The organism is Bacteroidota bacterium, from assembly GCA_035506275.1.
Classification (GTDB): domain Bacteria; phylum Bacteroidota; class Ignavibacteria; order UBA10030; family UBA8401; genus JAGVPT01.
Genome location: DATJPT010000008.1, coordinates 309,695 through 325,645 on the forward strand (window position 1 = coordinate 309,695; position 15,951 = coordinate 325,645).

A 15,951-nucleotide genomic window follows, 5' to 3' on the forward strand; every position below is an offset into this window, starting at 1 on the left:
TCTGTCTTCTTGCTCCTTGCTTCTTGCTTACCTTATCTTTACCAACTTTTGCGTCGCAGCCGCCTGCTGCCCGCCGCCGTTGATGATCACTCTATAAAAATAGACCCCGTTGGCAATCTCGTCGCCGTCCCTGTCTCTTCCGTTCCAGTAAAGATTGTCCCCCGCACTCTGGTAGCCGTTGATGCCGACGTGCACTTTTGACGAGAAATCCAGGTCCTGAATCAATCGTCCCGCAACGGTATAAATTTTAATGTGGACGCTCTGCGGGTTGTCCGTCCCTGCAAGGACGAAGGTAAATGTCGTTCCATTGGGGAACGGATTCGGGATATTATAGACCTCAGAAAGCTGAAGGGTGTTTGTGACATTAATGGAAAGCAGCGTCGTGTCCGAAAAATTCCCCGCTTCATCCTTGGCGTAGTAGACGATCGAGTGCTGCCCCTCGGCCAATTGAGGAGTCCAGCGAACCTGGGCGATCAGCGGAGCAGAGCCGGCAGTAAATTGGACTGCATTGTTCCCCGAATAATACACCTGGTTCCCGTCCAGTTCAATATAAACGTTCGATGTATCGTTTTGTGTAATCGGAGAACCGTTCGGATCATTGACCTGAAAGACTATCACGGGCGCAGCCCGGACAAAATCCCCGTTGGCAACATGTATGTTGTCGATCGTTACGTCGACGGAAGGGCTTAAAGTATCAGGGACGATCGAATAGGGCGCTACGGCGGTATTATTGGATTTATAGTATTCCACGATGGCATTGTTCGGATCAACCTGGAATGTGAACGAATGACTCCCTCTTTTTCCGCGGCTGTCATATTGCGTTTGCACATGCACAGAATCCTGCGCGTTGATCACGGGGATCACCATACTCTTAAGCGTTCGAAGGGGGCCGCTGTCGTCGGTGAGGATCGATATGAGCACGCTGTCTGCCGGCGATGAACCTACATTGTATGTTGTTGCTCCGACATTAATGATCTCCCCTTCCTGCATGGTCGATTTGTCAAGCGAAACAGTGTTCTGGGTAAGGACCAGTTCAGGAGGGAGCTGCGCTTTAACATTCCAATCCGTTATCACCGGCGAATTGAGTGAGGAGTTCGACGAAAGATTAAAGATTAACCGCGCATTCGGATACCGGGCCGCCGAGATCTTCTGAAGGTTGACTGTTGACGAATCGTATGATGAAAAGAGCGTATCAACATTGCCGTTGTTCTGCAGACCGAGCATGGTGACAGTGGCGTGAGCCCCCGATGGAACCGTTCTGTCGACGGAAAGTTGGTTCCATCCGCTCACCGGACCGAAGGGAGGGGTCACAATGGTTCCGGCCGCAGCAACCTGAACGATCGTCGTGTCGAGAATCGCTTTCCCGGTGGTGCTCGGTTTCCATGATTCCTGAACACTCCCCGGTGCGGCTCCTTTCCGCCCGATGATTGCCCACGAATCCCGGAACTTTACCGAATCGATCAATCTGCTCCCGATGCCGTGATACGCGTTCAGCACGGCAGCCGTGATGTGCGTCCAGCCGTCGTTGATGATCACGGCAACGACAATGGCGCCGGGTGCCGCGGAGTTAACGAACTGCGCGATGGAGTCGGCGTACGCTGCGGTCCCGTACAAATCGTACGTCCGCTGATTGATCACCGTATCGGCGGTCGGGTCGATCACGACAATGGAATGTCCGCGTGCCAGCGTGCTCGGCAGCTTGTTGACCCCGTTAAACTCAACGGCACCGAAATTGCCGTCGAGGAATCCTCCGGAGATCGCTTGAAGCACAATGGAGGTGTTCTGTATTTTTGAACCTGTACCGGGAAAAAACTGCACGTGCGTAAACGCGTTCCCCTGCCATCCAACAGAATCTATTTGTCCGAGCCCTTTCGTTGGATCTGTTCCCTGGTAGAAGGTCCCGGTCGACCAATTACCGGAATTTGATTGAAATTTCGCGCGCCAATAATAGCGTGTTGATCCTTTTAACGAACCGAGTGGAAACGACGTCGAGACCACTCCCATCGGAACGTTCAGCGTTAACGGTTTTGTCGGGGATGAGTAATCGCCGAGCGTGTCAACTTCCACCGTGACGATCTTGGTTGGATCGTAACGCTGGGTTGTCGGATTCAAAAGTATGAGGGACGAGATTGCCGCGACCGACGTGGGCTGGGGCTGCACGACCTTAAAATCGGTCGAAGAGACAAAAAAGGCTTTCGTCGCAGAATTATCGGTTTTTATCGATTCGGTGATCTTATTCGAAGGATCGAGGGTAACGACAACATCGTGTTCATCCGCCTCTTGATTGATGACGATATACACGGTCAAGGTATCATAGACGAGCGGCATCGGACGGCGCACGAGCCACGATTGAATGACCTGAGAATGATACAGATGTTGAATTCGCACATCAACGCTGTCGGTCGTCACCGACCCCAAATTTGAATAGACGATGGTCACCTCGGCGCTATCCTGGTCGTCCGTAAACACCGAGGTGGAGCTGATAAGATTCTCCTGGATCGCCAGGTTTGGCAGGAACGGGACCGGCAGGTCAACGGTCGGATCGCCGATCAATGTGTTATTATAGAGCATGATACTGTTGACTGGGCTCAGCCCTTGCTGAGCGATCTGCCTGAGTTTTGCCGTCAAATGCGTCTCGCCGACGCGGACGATGGAATCTTTCAGCATTGCCGAATAGAAGATCGGCGGAAGCGACGTTGCGATGCTTTCATATCCCAACGAAGAATTGCCGATATACCCGATCGCGCTCGCCTCCGGTCCGACGATGAAAAGTTCGCTGAACGATTGTATTTGCGGTTCAGCGAACTTCCCTGTCGAGCAGCCCATATCCGTGATCAGCGGATACCTTCCGCGGGAATTCTTCAGCTGCAGCGGGTCGCCGATGCTGTTATCCCATGTCTGCGTGCCACTGTGGCCGATGTACGAAATGAAGACTCCTCCGGTTGAAATGGCGTCCTTCACCTGCTGCGACGTGTACGGACCAAAATCGGACTGCGGGGTGATCGTCTTATAAAAGTGCGTCGCGATGCCGCCAATCGGCGGAGGGGTGATCAGCGTATTTGCAACTTCGTCGTTTATTGACTTGAGCAGATCGATCTGTCCCGAAACGGTGGGGTCGCCCCCTGTAAAAAGCAGATAATGCTTATTCCAGTCGTCATTCGGGGTACTGATAACGGAATTGTAAAACGAAAGATACTGCGTCAAATCCCCGACGTTGTTCAGCGGAAGGCGGCCGACATACATCTGCGGTAAATTCGACACGGTGTCGAAGAGTGCGTACGCGACATCACTGACGGGATATCCGACCGAGGGGACATAATTGATCGCGTTGTAATTCGCGTAGTAGTATTTGTAGTCGTATGAAGCATCCCCCAGCAGAGTAAGATACGAGGGGAGCGGACTGCTCCATTGAGCCGACGACCGGACAAAGGCTTGAACAGCTTCCGCGGTCGGATAGCCGTACCCGAATTCGTCGAAGATATCCTGGACGTTGAAGAGTCGGGCACTAAGATGTTTCGAGGCAGACACACTCTGCACATATTGGACGGCCTCCGGGTAAAACTTCGAATGCGTAATGGCAAGATAATCGGTCTGACTCGTATTCGACCGGAGGCCGGCAAATGTTTTTACTGCGGTAAACACCGGAGTGTAAACTTTGGCCTGCGGCATGATCACAAATTGCTCCTGCGGACCGATGGTATCGCAAAACGTTACCGTGTACGGCGAGGAAGCCGAGATCGTGAAATTCGAAATTCTCTCGTTGGACGGCCTTATCCTGTACAGGATAAAATTCGGCGATTGCAATCCGGTGATTTTCACATTTCGAAAATGCCGGTCGGGGAGCGTGCGAAAATCGAAGAGAAGGGTGTCCCCCACCACCTTAAGCGTTCGCGGATATTCGATCTCAAACCAGTCGTACACAATACTGTTCGTCGTGGCGGCAGTGGGGTATGAATACAGGATCACTGAATTCGTTCCGAACTTGAGGGAGTCGATCCGAGTCTTCCCCGAAAGGACAGCTTCGCCTCCAAGGTTCAACGTCACCGTGTTCAAATCGACCCCTTTATTCAAACGGATGGCAATCTTGTGAGCAGCCGTTGTCAGATTAGCTCCCCAACTTGCGATCTTTGCATAGACCGTGACGCTGTCGCCGTCGAAGGCTGGATTGCTCGCAGTAAACGTTTTGGTCGTCGTCTGCGATCCGCCAAGAAAATTCCATGGCCACAGGTCAAAAGAATTCCAGCGGTAGTCTTGCGAAGAGTAATTGTCCGTCGCCGCCATCTGCAATCCGGGCGTCGGCCCTTGTACTTCCATGTGGATGAACGCCGTATAGGCGGTCAGCGTATCCGGAGTGGCGGCGCGGGAAGGATTCGCCGGCATCCGCAAACCTGGTTTGATTCCCCATGTGAGCCAGAGAATCGTGGAATCGGTATAGCGGTTGAGGTATTCGTTGTATTCTTGGGAGACCCCCGATGTGATGATCCGATGTTTCCCTGTATAGTTACGTAAAGCAGGAAATTCAATGTAATCACCCGGATTAAAAACCCCGTCGCTGTCTCCCGCCACGTAAATCGGAATTTCCTTTCCCCGGTCAAAAACCTGAAAGGTCCGCGGGTCTGCTCCGGCAATTGCGGGAAGAATGGAATCCAACCGGGTCTGCGTTATCCGGTAAATGCCGTCGTTCGGTACCGTCAGCTTGACATATGTCGATGTCGTATTGAACCATCCCCCCGTCGTATCGCTCACCAATGGCATTTGGTACTGCGCGGCATCATCATAATTGACGACAAGTTCCCGGAGAATCCGGTCGAAATGAGGATCTCTTATTTTTGGCAGCTGCCGGGGCACAACCGCGTTCGTCCCGGTTTTGTTTACCTGAACGTCGATCGACTGAGCAAACGAGGGAACATGGGTTGAAGGATTTCCGTAAAACGGAGTCACTTCAATCCGGGCAAGATAGAATCCCCGATACCATCCGTAGCCCGCCACGCGCACGTTAGGGGCCTGCGGCAATTCGTTGAGAGGAATTTGTTCGAGCGACTCAGCTACGGTTGTCGTATCCCGTGTTGAAGGAGTGCGAAGGGGACGATAAATATTTCTTAAGAGGATCGGCGCCGCTGTAAACGAAGCCACCGTGGTTGTCAGGCGCTCGGACGGAGAAAGAGCATAGAACAGCACTCGCTGAGAGATCACGGCAGTCCCTTTTTCGATTCCTTGCGGGTCGAGCGAGAGCTTCAACCTTGCAGAACCCGAACTCGGCGCCGAAACCTGCAGAGACCCCCAAGAATATTTTTTTACATTTTGCGCGGCCGAAAAGAGAAAATCCGATCGAACGCAGATCGTCAAAAGGATCATCACCGGCAGCCAGGCGGTCTTCCTCATGATTGCCGAACTTTCTGAAGAACGATGTAGACCATAAATTTTGGAATTCCGAGAAAATATCTCCGCCACAATCGGCGCGGTTCCTGAAAAAGCCTGAACAGCCATTCCGCATGGATGGTGCGCAGCATTTCGGGCGCCCGTTTTTTTCTCCCCGACATGAATCCGATGCCTGCACCGACCGTCATCATCACGGGGACACGGAGCTTTTCATAGTGCTTCCACAGCCATGCATCCTGTCTCGGCGTTCCCATCCCGATCATAAGAATGTCGCCTCCGCTTGCGTTAATGGCGGAGAGAATGTTTTCATCGTCGAGGTCGCCGAAGCCGTGGTGAGTGCCCGCGACGATCAACCCGGGGTATCTTGCGGTGATCGTACGGTGCAGAGCTTGCAGGGTCTGCTCGGTATCTCCGAGGAAGAATATCTTCCAACCGCAGCGGTCCGCCTCTTTTAATAAGATTTCGTAAAGGTCGGTCCCGTTGGAGACTCTGCGAAACGCCTTGTCCTCTCCGTACAGGAACTTGCCGGCCGCGTGCATTCCGTATCCGTCGGGGATCGCCAGGTCATAACGCCGATAGAGGCCGAGAATCGCCCTGTCGTTCCGGCCGAGCACCGCATGAAAAAAATGAGGCTGGACTATCGTGAGCGGTTTCCTTGTGCGAACAGCTTCGGCAATGCGTTCGAGAACGGCTTGCTCATCGCATGTACTATACGAAATTCCCAGAATATCTACATACTCCGCAGGCATATCATCGACCTTGAAGGTACTGCTCATAAAATTGCACCATCCGGCCGATAAATCGGTCAAAGGTGAACTGATGGTCAAATTTCTCTTTTGCTTTTCTCCCGAGATCTATTGCCTCGGCCCCGTTGTTGAGCAAGCGGGCGATCCCGTCGGCAAGTTGTCCGGGACTGCCATGCGGGACAAGAAGCCCGGTTTCCTCGTGTGAAACAAACTCGGAGACGCCGCCGACATCGGTTGCGATGTGCGGTTTGCCGAGACTGGCGGCTTCCAGCAGAACATACGGTAAGCCTTCTTGTTTTGAGGATAACACCATAAAATCCGCTACGTTGAATAATGCTTCGACACTGTACGTTCCAGGAAGAAATATTACGCTTTCGCGAACGCCTTCCTGCTTGACCAGCTGATTCAACGTTTCTTTCTGCTCACCGTCGCCTAGAATGGTAAAAATGATATTATCAAGCCTTCTCCTTTTCTGGAGGTTTCCAATAGCGCATATCAGAGCGGACCTGTCTTTCGATGCGATCAACTGCCCGACACTTGCGACAATTTTTTTCCCTTCAGCGATGTGCAATTCCTGCCGAACGCGCTTTTTCTCGTCTCCGGTGAATTCTCTGAACGGATGAATGCCCGAATAGATCTGCACCAGCTTCTCCGGCCGTATCCGAAAATCCGTTATGAGCATCTGCTCCGCGGATTTACTGCACGCAATTGTCACATCGCCGAAGACCGAAAATTGCTTCAGCGTCGCAAAGGTGTTGTGACACGTCGACACGTGCGGGAGAGACCTTCTCCGCGCTAACATCCGTCCTAATATATCCGTATAGCGTTTATGGGAGTGAACTAGGCGAATATTCTTTTGCCGGATGACGCGAGCCAGCATTCTATACGACCCCAAAAATCCCAAAAGCCGTTTGCGGCGGTCCAGCCCCGAGAACAAAGGAAGGTCGATGAATTCTACCTCTGCCCTTAATCTTGAACGAAACGGTCCGTCGCTGGCCGCCACCACGGGAACAATGCCCCGTTCAACGAGGCCGTTCGCGATATCGGCAACATGGCGGGCAACCCCTCCCGGCTCCATCTCGTCCGTCAGAAGCAAAATTGAATCATTCAGCGCCATACCGACGTTTCAACCTCTTCCTTGCTGAGCAGCCTACTATTTCATTCCGCTTGATCGCTTGTCACTGCCGGGCAACTATGCTTTCGCAAAATGTTATTAAGGATCCGACCCTTGCGTCCCATGAGTTGCGTAAGAGAAACTTCTCTATAATTTCTGTGCCGATCCAATTTTTCCTGCCCGACAACAGCTCAACTGTCTTTTCAGCAAACTCTGCATCGCTGTCGGCAATGTGAACAACGCCGGAGAAATATTCGGCGTCGGGAAAATGCGTAGAGACGATCTGAAGCGAATGGGAGAGCATGTCGTAGACTCTCAACGGACTTCCTTCAATTGTTCTACGGTATGGCAGTACACCGACATCGAAGTTCTCGATATTCATGTTCAATTCTTCCGCAGCCATCGGAGGCAAAAGAACAACGTTCTTCTTGGCCTTCAGCTCCCTCCTCTCAACGCTGACCGTGCCGATATTGACGATCGTCCCGCTGCGAAACTGGTCAGCGAGCTTCAGCAGAAGAGGGACGTCGATATTGCTCGAGAGTCTTCCGACCGTCCCGACAACAGGGTGATTGAAGCCGGGAATGGAACGCTTGATCCCATCGCGCTGCAGCAGCATGCCGTTCCCCGCGTTGCGGATCAAACAAACCTCGGATGGATTACGCAGTTCTGAAATACTCTTGCGGTTGGCATCGGTGTGGACGATGATGCCGTCCGCCCGGGCAATAAGATTTGCATGCACTTCACCGAGGCGTTGACTGATGGTGGCATTGCGGGCGTACGTGCCGACGGAGTCTTGATAATCAAACACGATTGCCGAAAAACTTTCCGCAAACGTATTGAGATATCCATCCCACCAGTATGGCATGGCGATAACCGCAATGATTGAACCTGTAATTGTTGCCAGCCGTTTTTCAAACCACATTGTAAAAAGCCGACGGTCGAGAGAAGGCGTGACACTTCCCCGATAAAACGTCGGCACCACAGGGGGCGACCACACTTCGAGCGATTCGCAGGAAACGGGAAAGCGGACATTTTCACGCCGAAGCGGATTGACAAGTGCGGCGACAGATTCACGAACGATCCCCGCGACGGACCCTGGAGGATTAACATAGATCGTCCGTATCCCCGATTTTGCCAGCCCCAGCGCAAAAGCTCTGGTTCTGCTGTGTTGGCTGTTCCAATGCTGAGGAGAGAACAGTATGTAGACATCGTCCGACATGAGTTTGCTTTCCAATCGTTACGGCATAAAATAGTCATGCTTTGAGGACGCTCCACCGAGCAACTTACCTAGGCTACCCGCAACCCCCGTCCGTCGAAGGAAAGCAAATACCTTTTTACCTAAAAGGCTCGCGAGAAAATACCTCCACGCGACAACCATGACGGCGCTGTTCCATAACAGCCCGGCGAGATGCCTCCGCGCGAGGGCCATATTGCCGGAATAGTATTCGACCTTCGCAAGCTGCAGCGATATGTCGGCTTTCGATCCGGCGTCGCCGGCCTCTTCAAATTTCTTCCGCAAATAGTTCTTTCCCAGATCATACGCTTGTTGCCCCTGAGCCGTTTTGAATCTGCCCGAAATCGATTGCGGGGAGATTCTAAACTTCATCAAGCTCATCGGAAGATTCGCAAATCTCGCCAAGTCCAAAATCCTTAACCAGAAATCATAGTCAATGGCGGCGGATAGTTTCTCATCGAACGGGCCGGCCTGAACGACGATTTCCTTGCGGATAAGCGCTGCCGGGAAACACATCGAACATTGTACCGGCATTAACTGTACGATTTCCTCATGCGATGTCGGAAGCCGTTTCTCTCCTATCAGATTTCCCTCCTCGTCGATCATCTGATACCAGCTGCTCACTGCATCGATCGCAGGATCGTTTTGGAGAGCGTCATACTGCAATTGCAGTCGGTGGGGAGAGGCAACGTCGTCAGCGTCCGCAAACGCAACCAGCGGCGCGGACGTGTGGAACACAGCAAAGTTGAGAGCCGCTGCACGGCCGACATGGCCGAGCGGGAAAAAACGTATTCGCGGGTCGGCAAGATTCGTGAGATATTCACGTGACCTGTCGGTCGAGCCGTCATCGGCGATGATGAAGTCGAATTCCGAGAACGTTTGGTCCAGAATACTCTGCACCGCCTCCCGAAGAAACGTCCCGGCGTTGAAGACGGTCATAACAACGGATATTTTTGGAAGAGTCGTTTCCATGTTCACCGCTCTCGCCGCGCAGCGTCACCCGGTCTGCCGCTACAAAAAGAATTCGGAACACAGAACGCAGGAAACATGGTCTCAATCGATGAAAGATTTTTCATGGCGGATCGATAACGGGTTCTCGTCACCATGACGGAAATGCTCCCCGTTCCTGAAAACATTCTGATAGACGATCGGGGAGAATTGGTCCGGATGGATGTTCTCGTCTCTGTATTTAAGGATGCGGAGCGGCACATCGCCGACAAACGAGGCCCACATCGAAAACGTGCTCGGGGGGCCGAAAATATAATCGCAGCGGCTCAGTCCATAGAGATCCTCGACCATGGCGGGGGCTTCAAGGCGGGCGATGTTGAATCCGTCGAACGAAGCTGCCTGAATATCCTCATCCGTCGCTACGAAGAAGCAGAGGTGTTCCCCTTCGTTCGTCCGCTGCATTGCAGTCATATATCGTTTGTAAACGGAATCATCAAAAAAATATGCGCCGCCGTGAAAACTGCGGTAGTCACGCCGCCGGATATGTACTCCAATGATCTTTTCGAACCGTGATCTCAGCTTTGTGAAAAGCGAATCGACTCTTTCTTTATGGATGCGTCTCGGTTCAAATAACCTGATTATTTCTGCTTTATATTCAAGTAATGGAGCTACCTCTTTGGGATGAAGCCACGAGCCGAGAAATATGACCTTCCCTTTATCCATCAATAAAGAAGAGTCCCACGATTCCTCGGTCCAATGGGTGCTGTCAATATACACACCGAACAATGTCAGGTCGATGTAAGAACCGACCTTCCGCAAAACTCTTGCGGCCAGCCGGTAACAATAATACAACGGCAGGTCGACGGTGCGAGAGTATTTGAAAATGGCGAAATGAATATTCGGGAACGAGGACAAATTTTCAAACTGGGAGCGGTATTCCCTAAAATACGGAATATACACCTTCACGTTGTGCTTTAAGGCAAACGCAATAAAAAAAGAGAATCCCCAGAGTCTGTTGCACAATTGTCCCGGCCGGTCGTTAATGATGATCATGGTGGCAATCCGTTGCAATAAGGCAAAGTCCGTACCGGCGGCAAAATGACCCGCGGCACCGGGGACGTCGCACTCAATCAGAAAAGAAAAAGCCCCCCGCAAATGATCCGAAATGATACAACGCCTGCGTGCGGTCGCTCAGCACAGACCGACGGCTTCCGACCGCTTTTGCATCCCGTACGAACGACCAGATCCCCTTCAGGATCGGAAGAAGGCAGCCGCTTTTCAGCCCGAACAATATCCTCCCGATCACGATCCGCGGTATTCTCAGCATCAGATGCCGGACGGAAAAGTGTAACGACAATATCACAAGAATATTTCTTATTAAGTAGTATTGCCGCCGCACGTCAATGGAGGATGCTGCGCCAACCGACCGGTGAGACGGTGAGCTGATATGCTGAACAATCGCCGCCGGCTCGTACAAAACGGTGTAGCCGGCGTTAATGACCCTCATCGCGAATTCTTCTTCGTGCATATAAAGAAAAAGAAGAGGCTCAAACATTCCTGCAATCCGAAGAACTTCCTTGCGGAGAACTGCGCCGCATCCGACGAAAGTCGTATTTTCGCCCGCAACGAGGGAGGACGTCTGGACCGACCGGCGACGGATGTTGTAAACTTGCAACGCGAGAACGCCGCACCGGGGTTCGTTTTTCATTCGATCAACTGCGGTCGCCAGCGATTCTTTCCCGGGATAGCTGTCATCATCGAGCACCAGGATAAATTCCCCCCTGGCGATCTCAAACCCCTTGTTCCATCCCGCAATGCCGATATTCTCCGGTAGAGGGATGACAATGACAGACGGAAATTTCTCTCTGACCATATCGACCGTGCCGTCGGTGGAATGGTTGTCAACAACAATGACCTCCATCAATGGGTAGTTCGATTCAAAGAGATGAGTGAGTGAGACGATGACATCGTCTTTCCGGTTCCAGCTCAGCATCACAACAGAGACTAACGGTTGTGCCATAACAGTGTTCAATGACTGACGGCGAGCTTTTCGAACAACGCAAGCGCCTGTGCGACAACCTGGTCCATATTATAGTATTGGTACGTCGCCAGCCTGCCGACGAAAAAAGCGGCGGTAAGCTTCTTTGCCTCGGCAAGATAGCGCTGATAAAGTTCCAGGTATTCTTTTTGAGGAACAGGATAATACGGCTCCCCTTCATCAAGCGGAAATTCCTTCGCGACCGTCGTCTTGGGATTCTGCTGTCCCGTGATGTGTTTGAATTCGGTCGTTCGGGTGTACTCGAAATCGTTCGGATAATTGATCTGCGCTACCGGTTGAACGAATTCCTTGTCGTGGGTCTCAAACTCGAAGCGCAGGGAACGGTACGCCAACCGGCCGAAATGATGGCCAAAGAACTCGTCGATCGGGCCGGTAAAGATCAACCGATCGAACGTGTGCGGCGGGATGTCGGAGAATTGAGTGCGCAGCTCGGTGTGAATATTTCTCTGCGCGACCATCGCCGAAAACATCGCCGCATAACCGTTCTTCGGCATCGCCTGAAAGGTATCGTCAAAGTAGCGGTCGTCCTCGTTCGTTCGCACGGGAAGCCGCCCGCAGACGGAGGGGGCAAGCAGCGAAGGTTCCCTTCCCCAATGCTTCCGAGTGTATCCTCTGTACAGAAGTTCATACAGCCTTCTTCCCACCTTCGAGACGACAAGATCTTCAGACGTGTTGACCTCTGCTCTCGTTTCCTTCTCCCGTTCAAAAAATCGCAGAACTTCCTGCTCTGTTCGGAACGATTGTCCCAGGAGCTGATTGACCGTGGTTCTGTTGATCGGCATCGGCACAAGCGTTCCATTCACGAACGAACGGACACGATGTTCGTATGGATGCCATTCGGTGAACTGTGAGAGGTATGCGACCACTTTCTCGCTGTTCGTGTGGAAGAGATGCGGTCCGTAGTGATGGATACGGATTCCGTGCTCATTGAGGGAATCGAACGCGTTGCCGCCGATATGATCGCGCCGGTCGATGAGCAGAATCTTTTTGTCTCGCTGGGAAGAGAGACGCTCGGCCAGCACACAGCCGGCGTAGCCCGCTCCCACAACAAGGTAATCGTATTTCATCCTGGACGTAACAGTTTTGCGAGTGAAAATTGAAACTTCTTCCTCAAATACCGCCACGCCGCCACGAAAACGGCGGCTTCGGCACAGGCCGTCGCAATCGCCGCCCCGTTGATGCCGTAGTGCGGTATCAGCACAACATTCATGACGATGTTCACCGCCGCGCCCGTGGACACGACATACAAGTAGCTTCGGTTTTCGCCCCACGCCATCAGCAAATGGGCAAAGGCAACGTTGATGTAGATAATAAGGACGTTGATGAGCAGAATTCTGAACACCGTATTCGCAGGGGCGAAATGCGCTCCCAAGATGATGGTAATAATCTCCTTCGAAAAATAAAAACTGAGACCCACAATGACAATGCCCAGTGCAATGACCGCGGCGATATACTCTCTTGTCGTCTTGGCGGCCGGGTGGGCTTCGGTGATCGTCGCAAGGTCCGGAATATACGTCAAATAGATCAGCCCCGGCACGGCGGAGATGAGGTTGATGATCCTGTAGGCACCGGTATAATATCCTAGTTGCGTCCCCGGGTTGGTGAAGCCGAGAAACACGATGTCTGCGCTGTGATAGATCTGGATCATGAGGGCGGAGACTCCGAGAGGCAGAGAATCCCGGACGAGCCCCCTCATTTCTGAAAATGACGGGAAGGAAAAGGCTCCCGGAAGCTTGCGAAAAGCATGAACCACTCCCCACAAAAAGAACACCAACGTAACACTGCTGCCGATCAATGCATTATACTGCACATCGGCAGGACTGTGGATAAAACAGTATGAAGCAACGAGGACGAGCGCCGCGGAACCGGTCCTGATGACCGCCACTTTTCGGACATCGCGTATGGAGACAAAAAAATACTGCAGGTTGAAGGCGTAAACAAGAATGATGACCGACTCGAAGATGAAGAAGAGCTGTTCCGAGACCGTCTGCGAATAGTAAAACCCGAATGCGATGAATGGAATGATAAGAGCGATCGCGAGCAGCGATCGGGTCCCAAAAATGACCCCCATTGTCTTTTTTGTCAGTGCTTCCCTGTCGGCCGCCAGCAGCCTGGTCGCGTACGTTTCAATGCCGAAATTCGAGAAAAGAATGGCATACGCGGAAATAGAGCCGACGAACCCTGTAAAGCCGAACATTTCAACGCCAAGCGTCCGGGCAAGATAGGCCGTTGTCAGAAAACCAAAAGCCTTTGAAGAAAATTCTCCAAAGGCTAGATGGCTGAAATTCCAGGCTGCTCTTTTAAGGTTTGAAAAAATGTTATTCCTCTGCCTGCTTGGATTTTTCGAACTCGGCGATTATTTTTTCCGCCACCTCGTGCGGCACTTCTTCATAATGGGAGAATTTTTGCTTATGGATCCCGCGCCCCTGCGTCATCGACCGGAGGGTCGTGGAGTACCGGTAGAGCTCTTTCAAAGGAACAAGCGCGCGGATGATCTGGTGCGAGCTGTCGGAATCCATGCCGAGGATTTTCCCCCGGCGGCTCGACAGATCTCCCATCACATCTCCCATATGTTCTTCGGGGACCATCACTTCCACTTCGTACAGCGGCTCGAGAAGGATCGGCCTGGCCTCCTTGAACCCTTTGCGGAACGCCATCTTGCCGGCGATCTTGAACGACATGTCGTCGGAGTCGACATCATGGTACGAACCGTAGTGCAGCGTCGCCTTGACGTCCACCACCTGGCAGCCGGCGATCACGCCGCTGGTCATCGCTTCGACGATCCCTTTTTCCACCGCGGGAACGAACCTTCCCGGAACAACGCCGCCGACGATCGCGTCCTCGAAGGCAAAGCCCGTGCCCCGCTGCATCGGTTCGATCTTCAGGTGAACATGTCCGTACTGGCCGCGACCCCCCGACTGCTTCTTGTGCTTGTATTCCGCGTCGGCCACCGTTCCCTTGATCGTCTCTTTGTAAGGAATGCGCGGTTCGACCACGTCGACATCAACGCCGAATTTATCCTTCAACCGTTTGATGATGATCGCAAGATGGAGTTCCCCCTGTCCCTGAATCACGGTCTGCCTCGTCTCCGGGTCGTAATGCACGATGAACGTCGGGTCTTCCTCATGGAGCGAGTGAAGCCCCGAGCCGATCTTGTCCTCTTCCCCCTTCGACTTCGCGAGGATGGCGTTGGCGATCACCGGATCGGGAAACACCACCGGCGGATAAATGACCGGAAAATTCTTCGCGCACAATGTATTGTTCGTATGTGTGTCTTTCAACTTCACCACCGCACCCAAGTCTCCGGCATTCAGCTTTGCGACCTCCTTCCGGTCGCGGCCGTTCATAACGAAGATCTGGCCGAGGCGTTCGGATTTGCTGTTGGCTTCGTTCAACATGTCGATGCCCGCGGTGATCGAACCGGTCAGGACTTTGAAGAACGAGAGTTCCCCAACGTGCGGTTCGGAAACGGTCTTGAACACGAGGAGCGACGGACTCGCGGAGGAATCGATCTTCACATCGATCTCCTTTTTGCTGGAAGGTTCGATGCCCTTCACCATCCCATGGTCGGTCGGGGCGGGACAATACTTCGCGGCAAAGTTGAGGATGTTGAGCACGCCGATGTTGAGCACGGTGGAGGCAGCAAAGATCGGATAGACTTTCCGCTCGACGATCCCCCGTTTCAATCCGACGCGGATATCATCTTCGGACAGGGTTCCGTTCTCAAAAAATTTGTTCAGCAGCGTTTCATCCGATTCGGCGATCTTTTCGATCAATTCTTCGTGGAGATGTGCTGTGCTCTCCTGCAATTCGGCTGGAACAGCCTCCTCCGTATATTTGCCGCTGGCCGGGGAAAATTTCAGCAGCTTCATCGCCAGAACGTCGACGACACCCGTGATGCCCGGTCCGGTGCTGGCCGGAAACGTCACCAGCACTGCATCGTTCGAGCATCGCTCCTTGATCGCTGCGACCGTCCGGTCGAAATCGATATTGTCGTGGTCCACCTTCGTGATAACGAATGCCGACGGGAGAGAATATTCTTGAACGTATTTCCACACGATCTCCGTCCCGACCTCCACCCCCTCAAACGCTTTGACGAAGACTGCCGCCGTATCCGAGACGCGCAGCGCCGATTTCACTTCGCCCGTGAAATCGGTATAGCCGGGCGTGTCGAGGAGGTTGATCTTGATGCCGTCAATGTCGGTGACGAGGAGAGAGGTGTTGATGGAGATGCGGCGTTCGATTTCATCCGGATGGTAGTCGGAGACCGTGGATCCGTCCTCGACTTTTCCCTGGCGGTTCGTCGCTCCGGATGCAAAGAGGGCGGCCTCGGCGAACGACGTCTTGCCGGAGCCGCCGTGACCGATGAGTGCGACCGTCCTCACGGCGTTCGAGGCGTATTCTTTTTGTAAAGGATGCTGGCTCACTGATAGACTCCTTAAATTTTATTCCGAGTAGGATAAACGAGATG

The 15,951-nt window shown here is 52.8% G+C and carries 10 protein-coding genes; all 10 read right to left on the reverse strand.

Translation table 11 applies throughout. The features are described 5' to 3' along the window. Window positions 1–27 precede the first annotated feature (27 nt). The 10 genes from VMF88_06715 to fusA all read right to left on the reverse strand — a co-directional run bounded on the left by VMF88_06715 (window position 28) and on the right by fusA (window position 15,907). Window positions 28–5,382, reverse strand: a complete 5,355-nt coding sequence (locus VMF88_06715; protein HTY10748.1) for a C25 family cysteine peptidase — start codon at window positions 5,380–5,382, stop codon at window positions 28–30. Further along, the gene (locus tag VMF88_06720; protein ID HTY10749.1) at window positions 5,379–6,155 is read right to left on the reverse strand and encodes a WecB/TagA/CpsF family glycosyltransferase; all 777 of its coding nucleotides are present in this window, start codon (window positions 6,153–6,155) and stop codon (window positions 5,379–5,381) included. Before VMF88_06720 ends, VMF88_06715 begins: the two co-directional genes overlap by 4 nt. Then, a complete protein-coding gene (locus tag VMF88_06725; GenBank protein HTY10750.1) occupies window positions 6,130–7,242 on the reverse strand; it encodes a glycosyltransferase family 4 protein in 1,113 nt (370 codons plus the stop codon). The genes VMF88_06720 and VMF88_06725 overlap by 26 nt, the downstream gene beginning before the upstream one ends. Before the next feature lie 61 nt (window positions 7,243–7,303). Next, complete coding sequence (locus VMF88_06730) at window positions 7,304–8,473, reverse strand: hypothetical protein (protein HTY10751.1); 1,170 nt, start codon at window positions 8,471–8,473, stop codon at window positions 7,304–7,306. Window positions 8,474–8,476: 3 nt separating this feature from the next. Beyond that, window positions 8,477–9,445, reverse strand: a complete 969-nt coding sequence (locus VMF88_06735; protein ID HTY10752.1) for a glycosyltransferase — start codon at window positions 9,443–9,445, stop codon at window positions 8,477–8,479. An 81-nt stretch (window positions 9,446–9,526) separates the two neighbouring features. Then, window positions 9,527–10,474 carry a hypothetical protein gene (locus VMF88_06740; protein HTY10753.1) on the reverse strand — a complete coding sequence of 316 codons (948 nt, stop codon included), beginning with the start codon at window positions 10,472–10,474 and terminating at the stop codon, window positions 9,527–9,529. A gap of 73 nt (window positions 10,475–10,547) precedes the next feature. Further along, on the reverse strand, window positions 10,548–11,441 hold the full coding sequence (locus tag VMF88_06745) for a glycosyltransferase family 2 protein (protein ID HTY10754.1): 894 nt from the start codon (window positions 11,439–11,441) through the stop codon (window positions 10,548–10,550). 8 nt (window positions 11,442–11,449) lie between these two features. After that, a complete protein-coding gene (glf, locus tag VMF88_06750; protein ID HTY10755.1) occupies window positions 11,450–12,547 on the reverse strand; it encodes a UDP-galactopyranose mutase in 1,098 nt (365 codons plus the stop codon). Continuing rightward, the gene (locus tag VMF88_06755) at window positions 12,544–13,797 is read right to left on the reverse strand and encodes a flippase (GenBank protein ID HTY10756.1); all 1,254 of its coding nucleotides are present in this window, start codon (window positions 13,795–13,797) and stop codon (window positions 12,544–12,546) included. The genes glf and VMF88_06755 overlap by 4 nt, the downstream gene beginning before the upstream one ends. A gap of 1 nt (window position 13,798) precedes the next feature. Further along, window positions 13,799–15,907, reverse strand: a complete 2,109-nt coding sequence (gene fusA, locus VMF88_06760; protein ID HTY10757.1) for an elongation factor G — start codon at window positions 15,905–15,907, stop codon at window positions 13,799–13,801. Window positions 15,908–15,951: the final 44 nt, after the last annotated feature.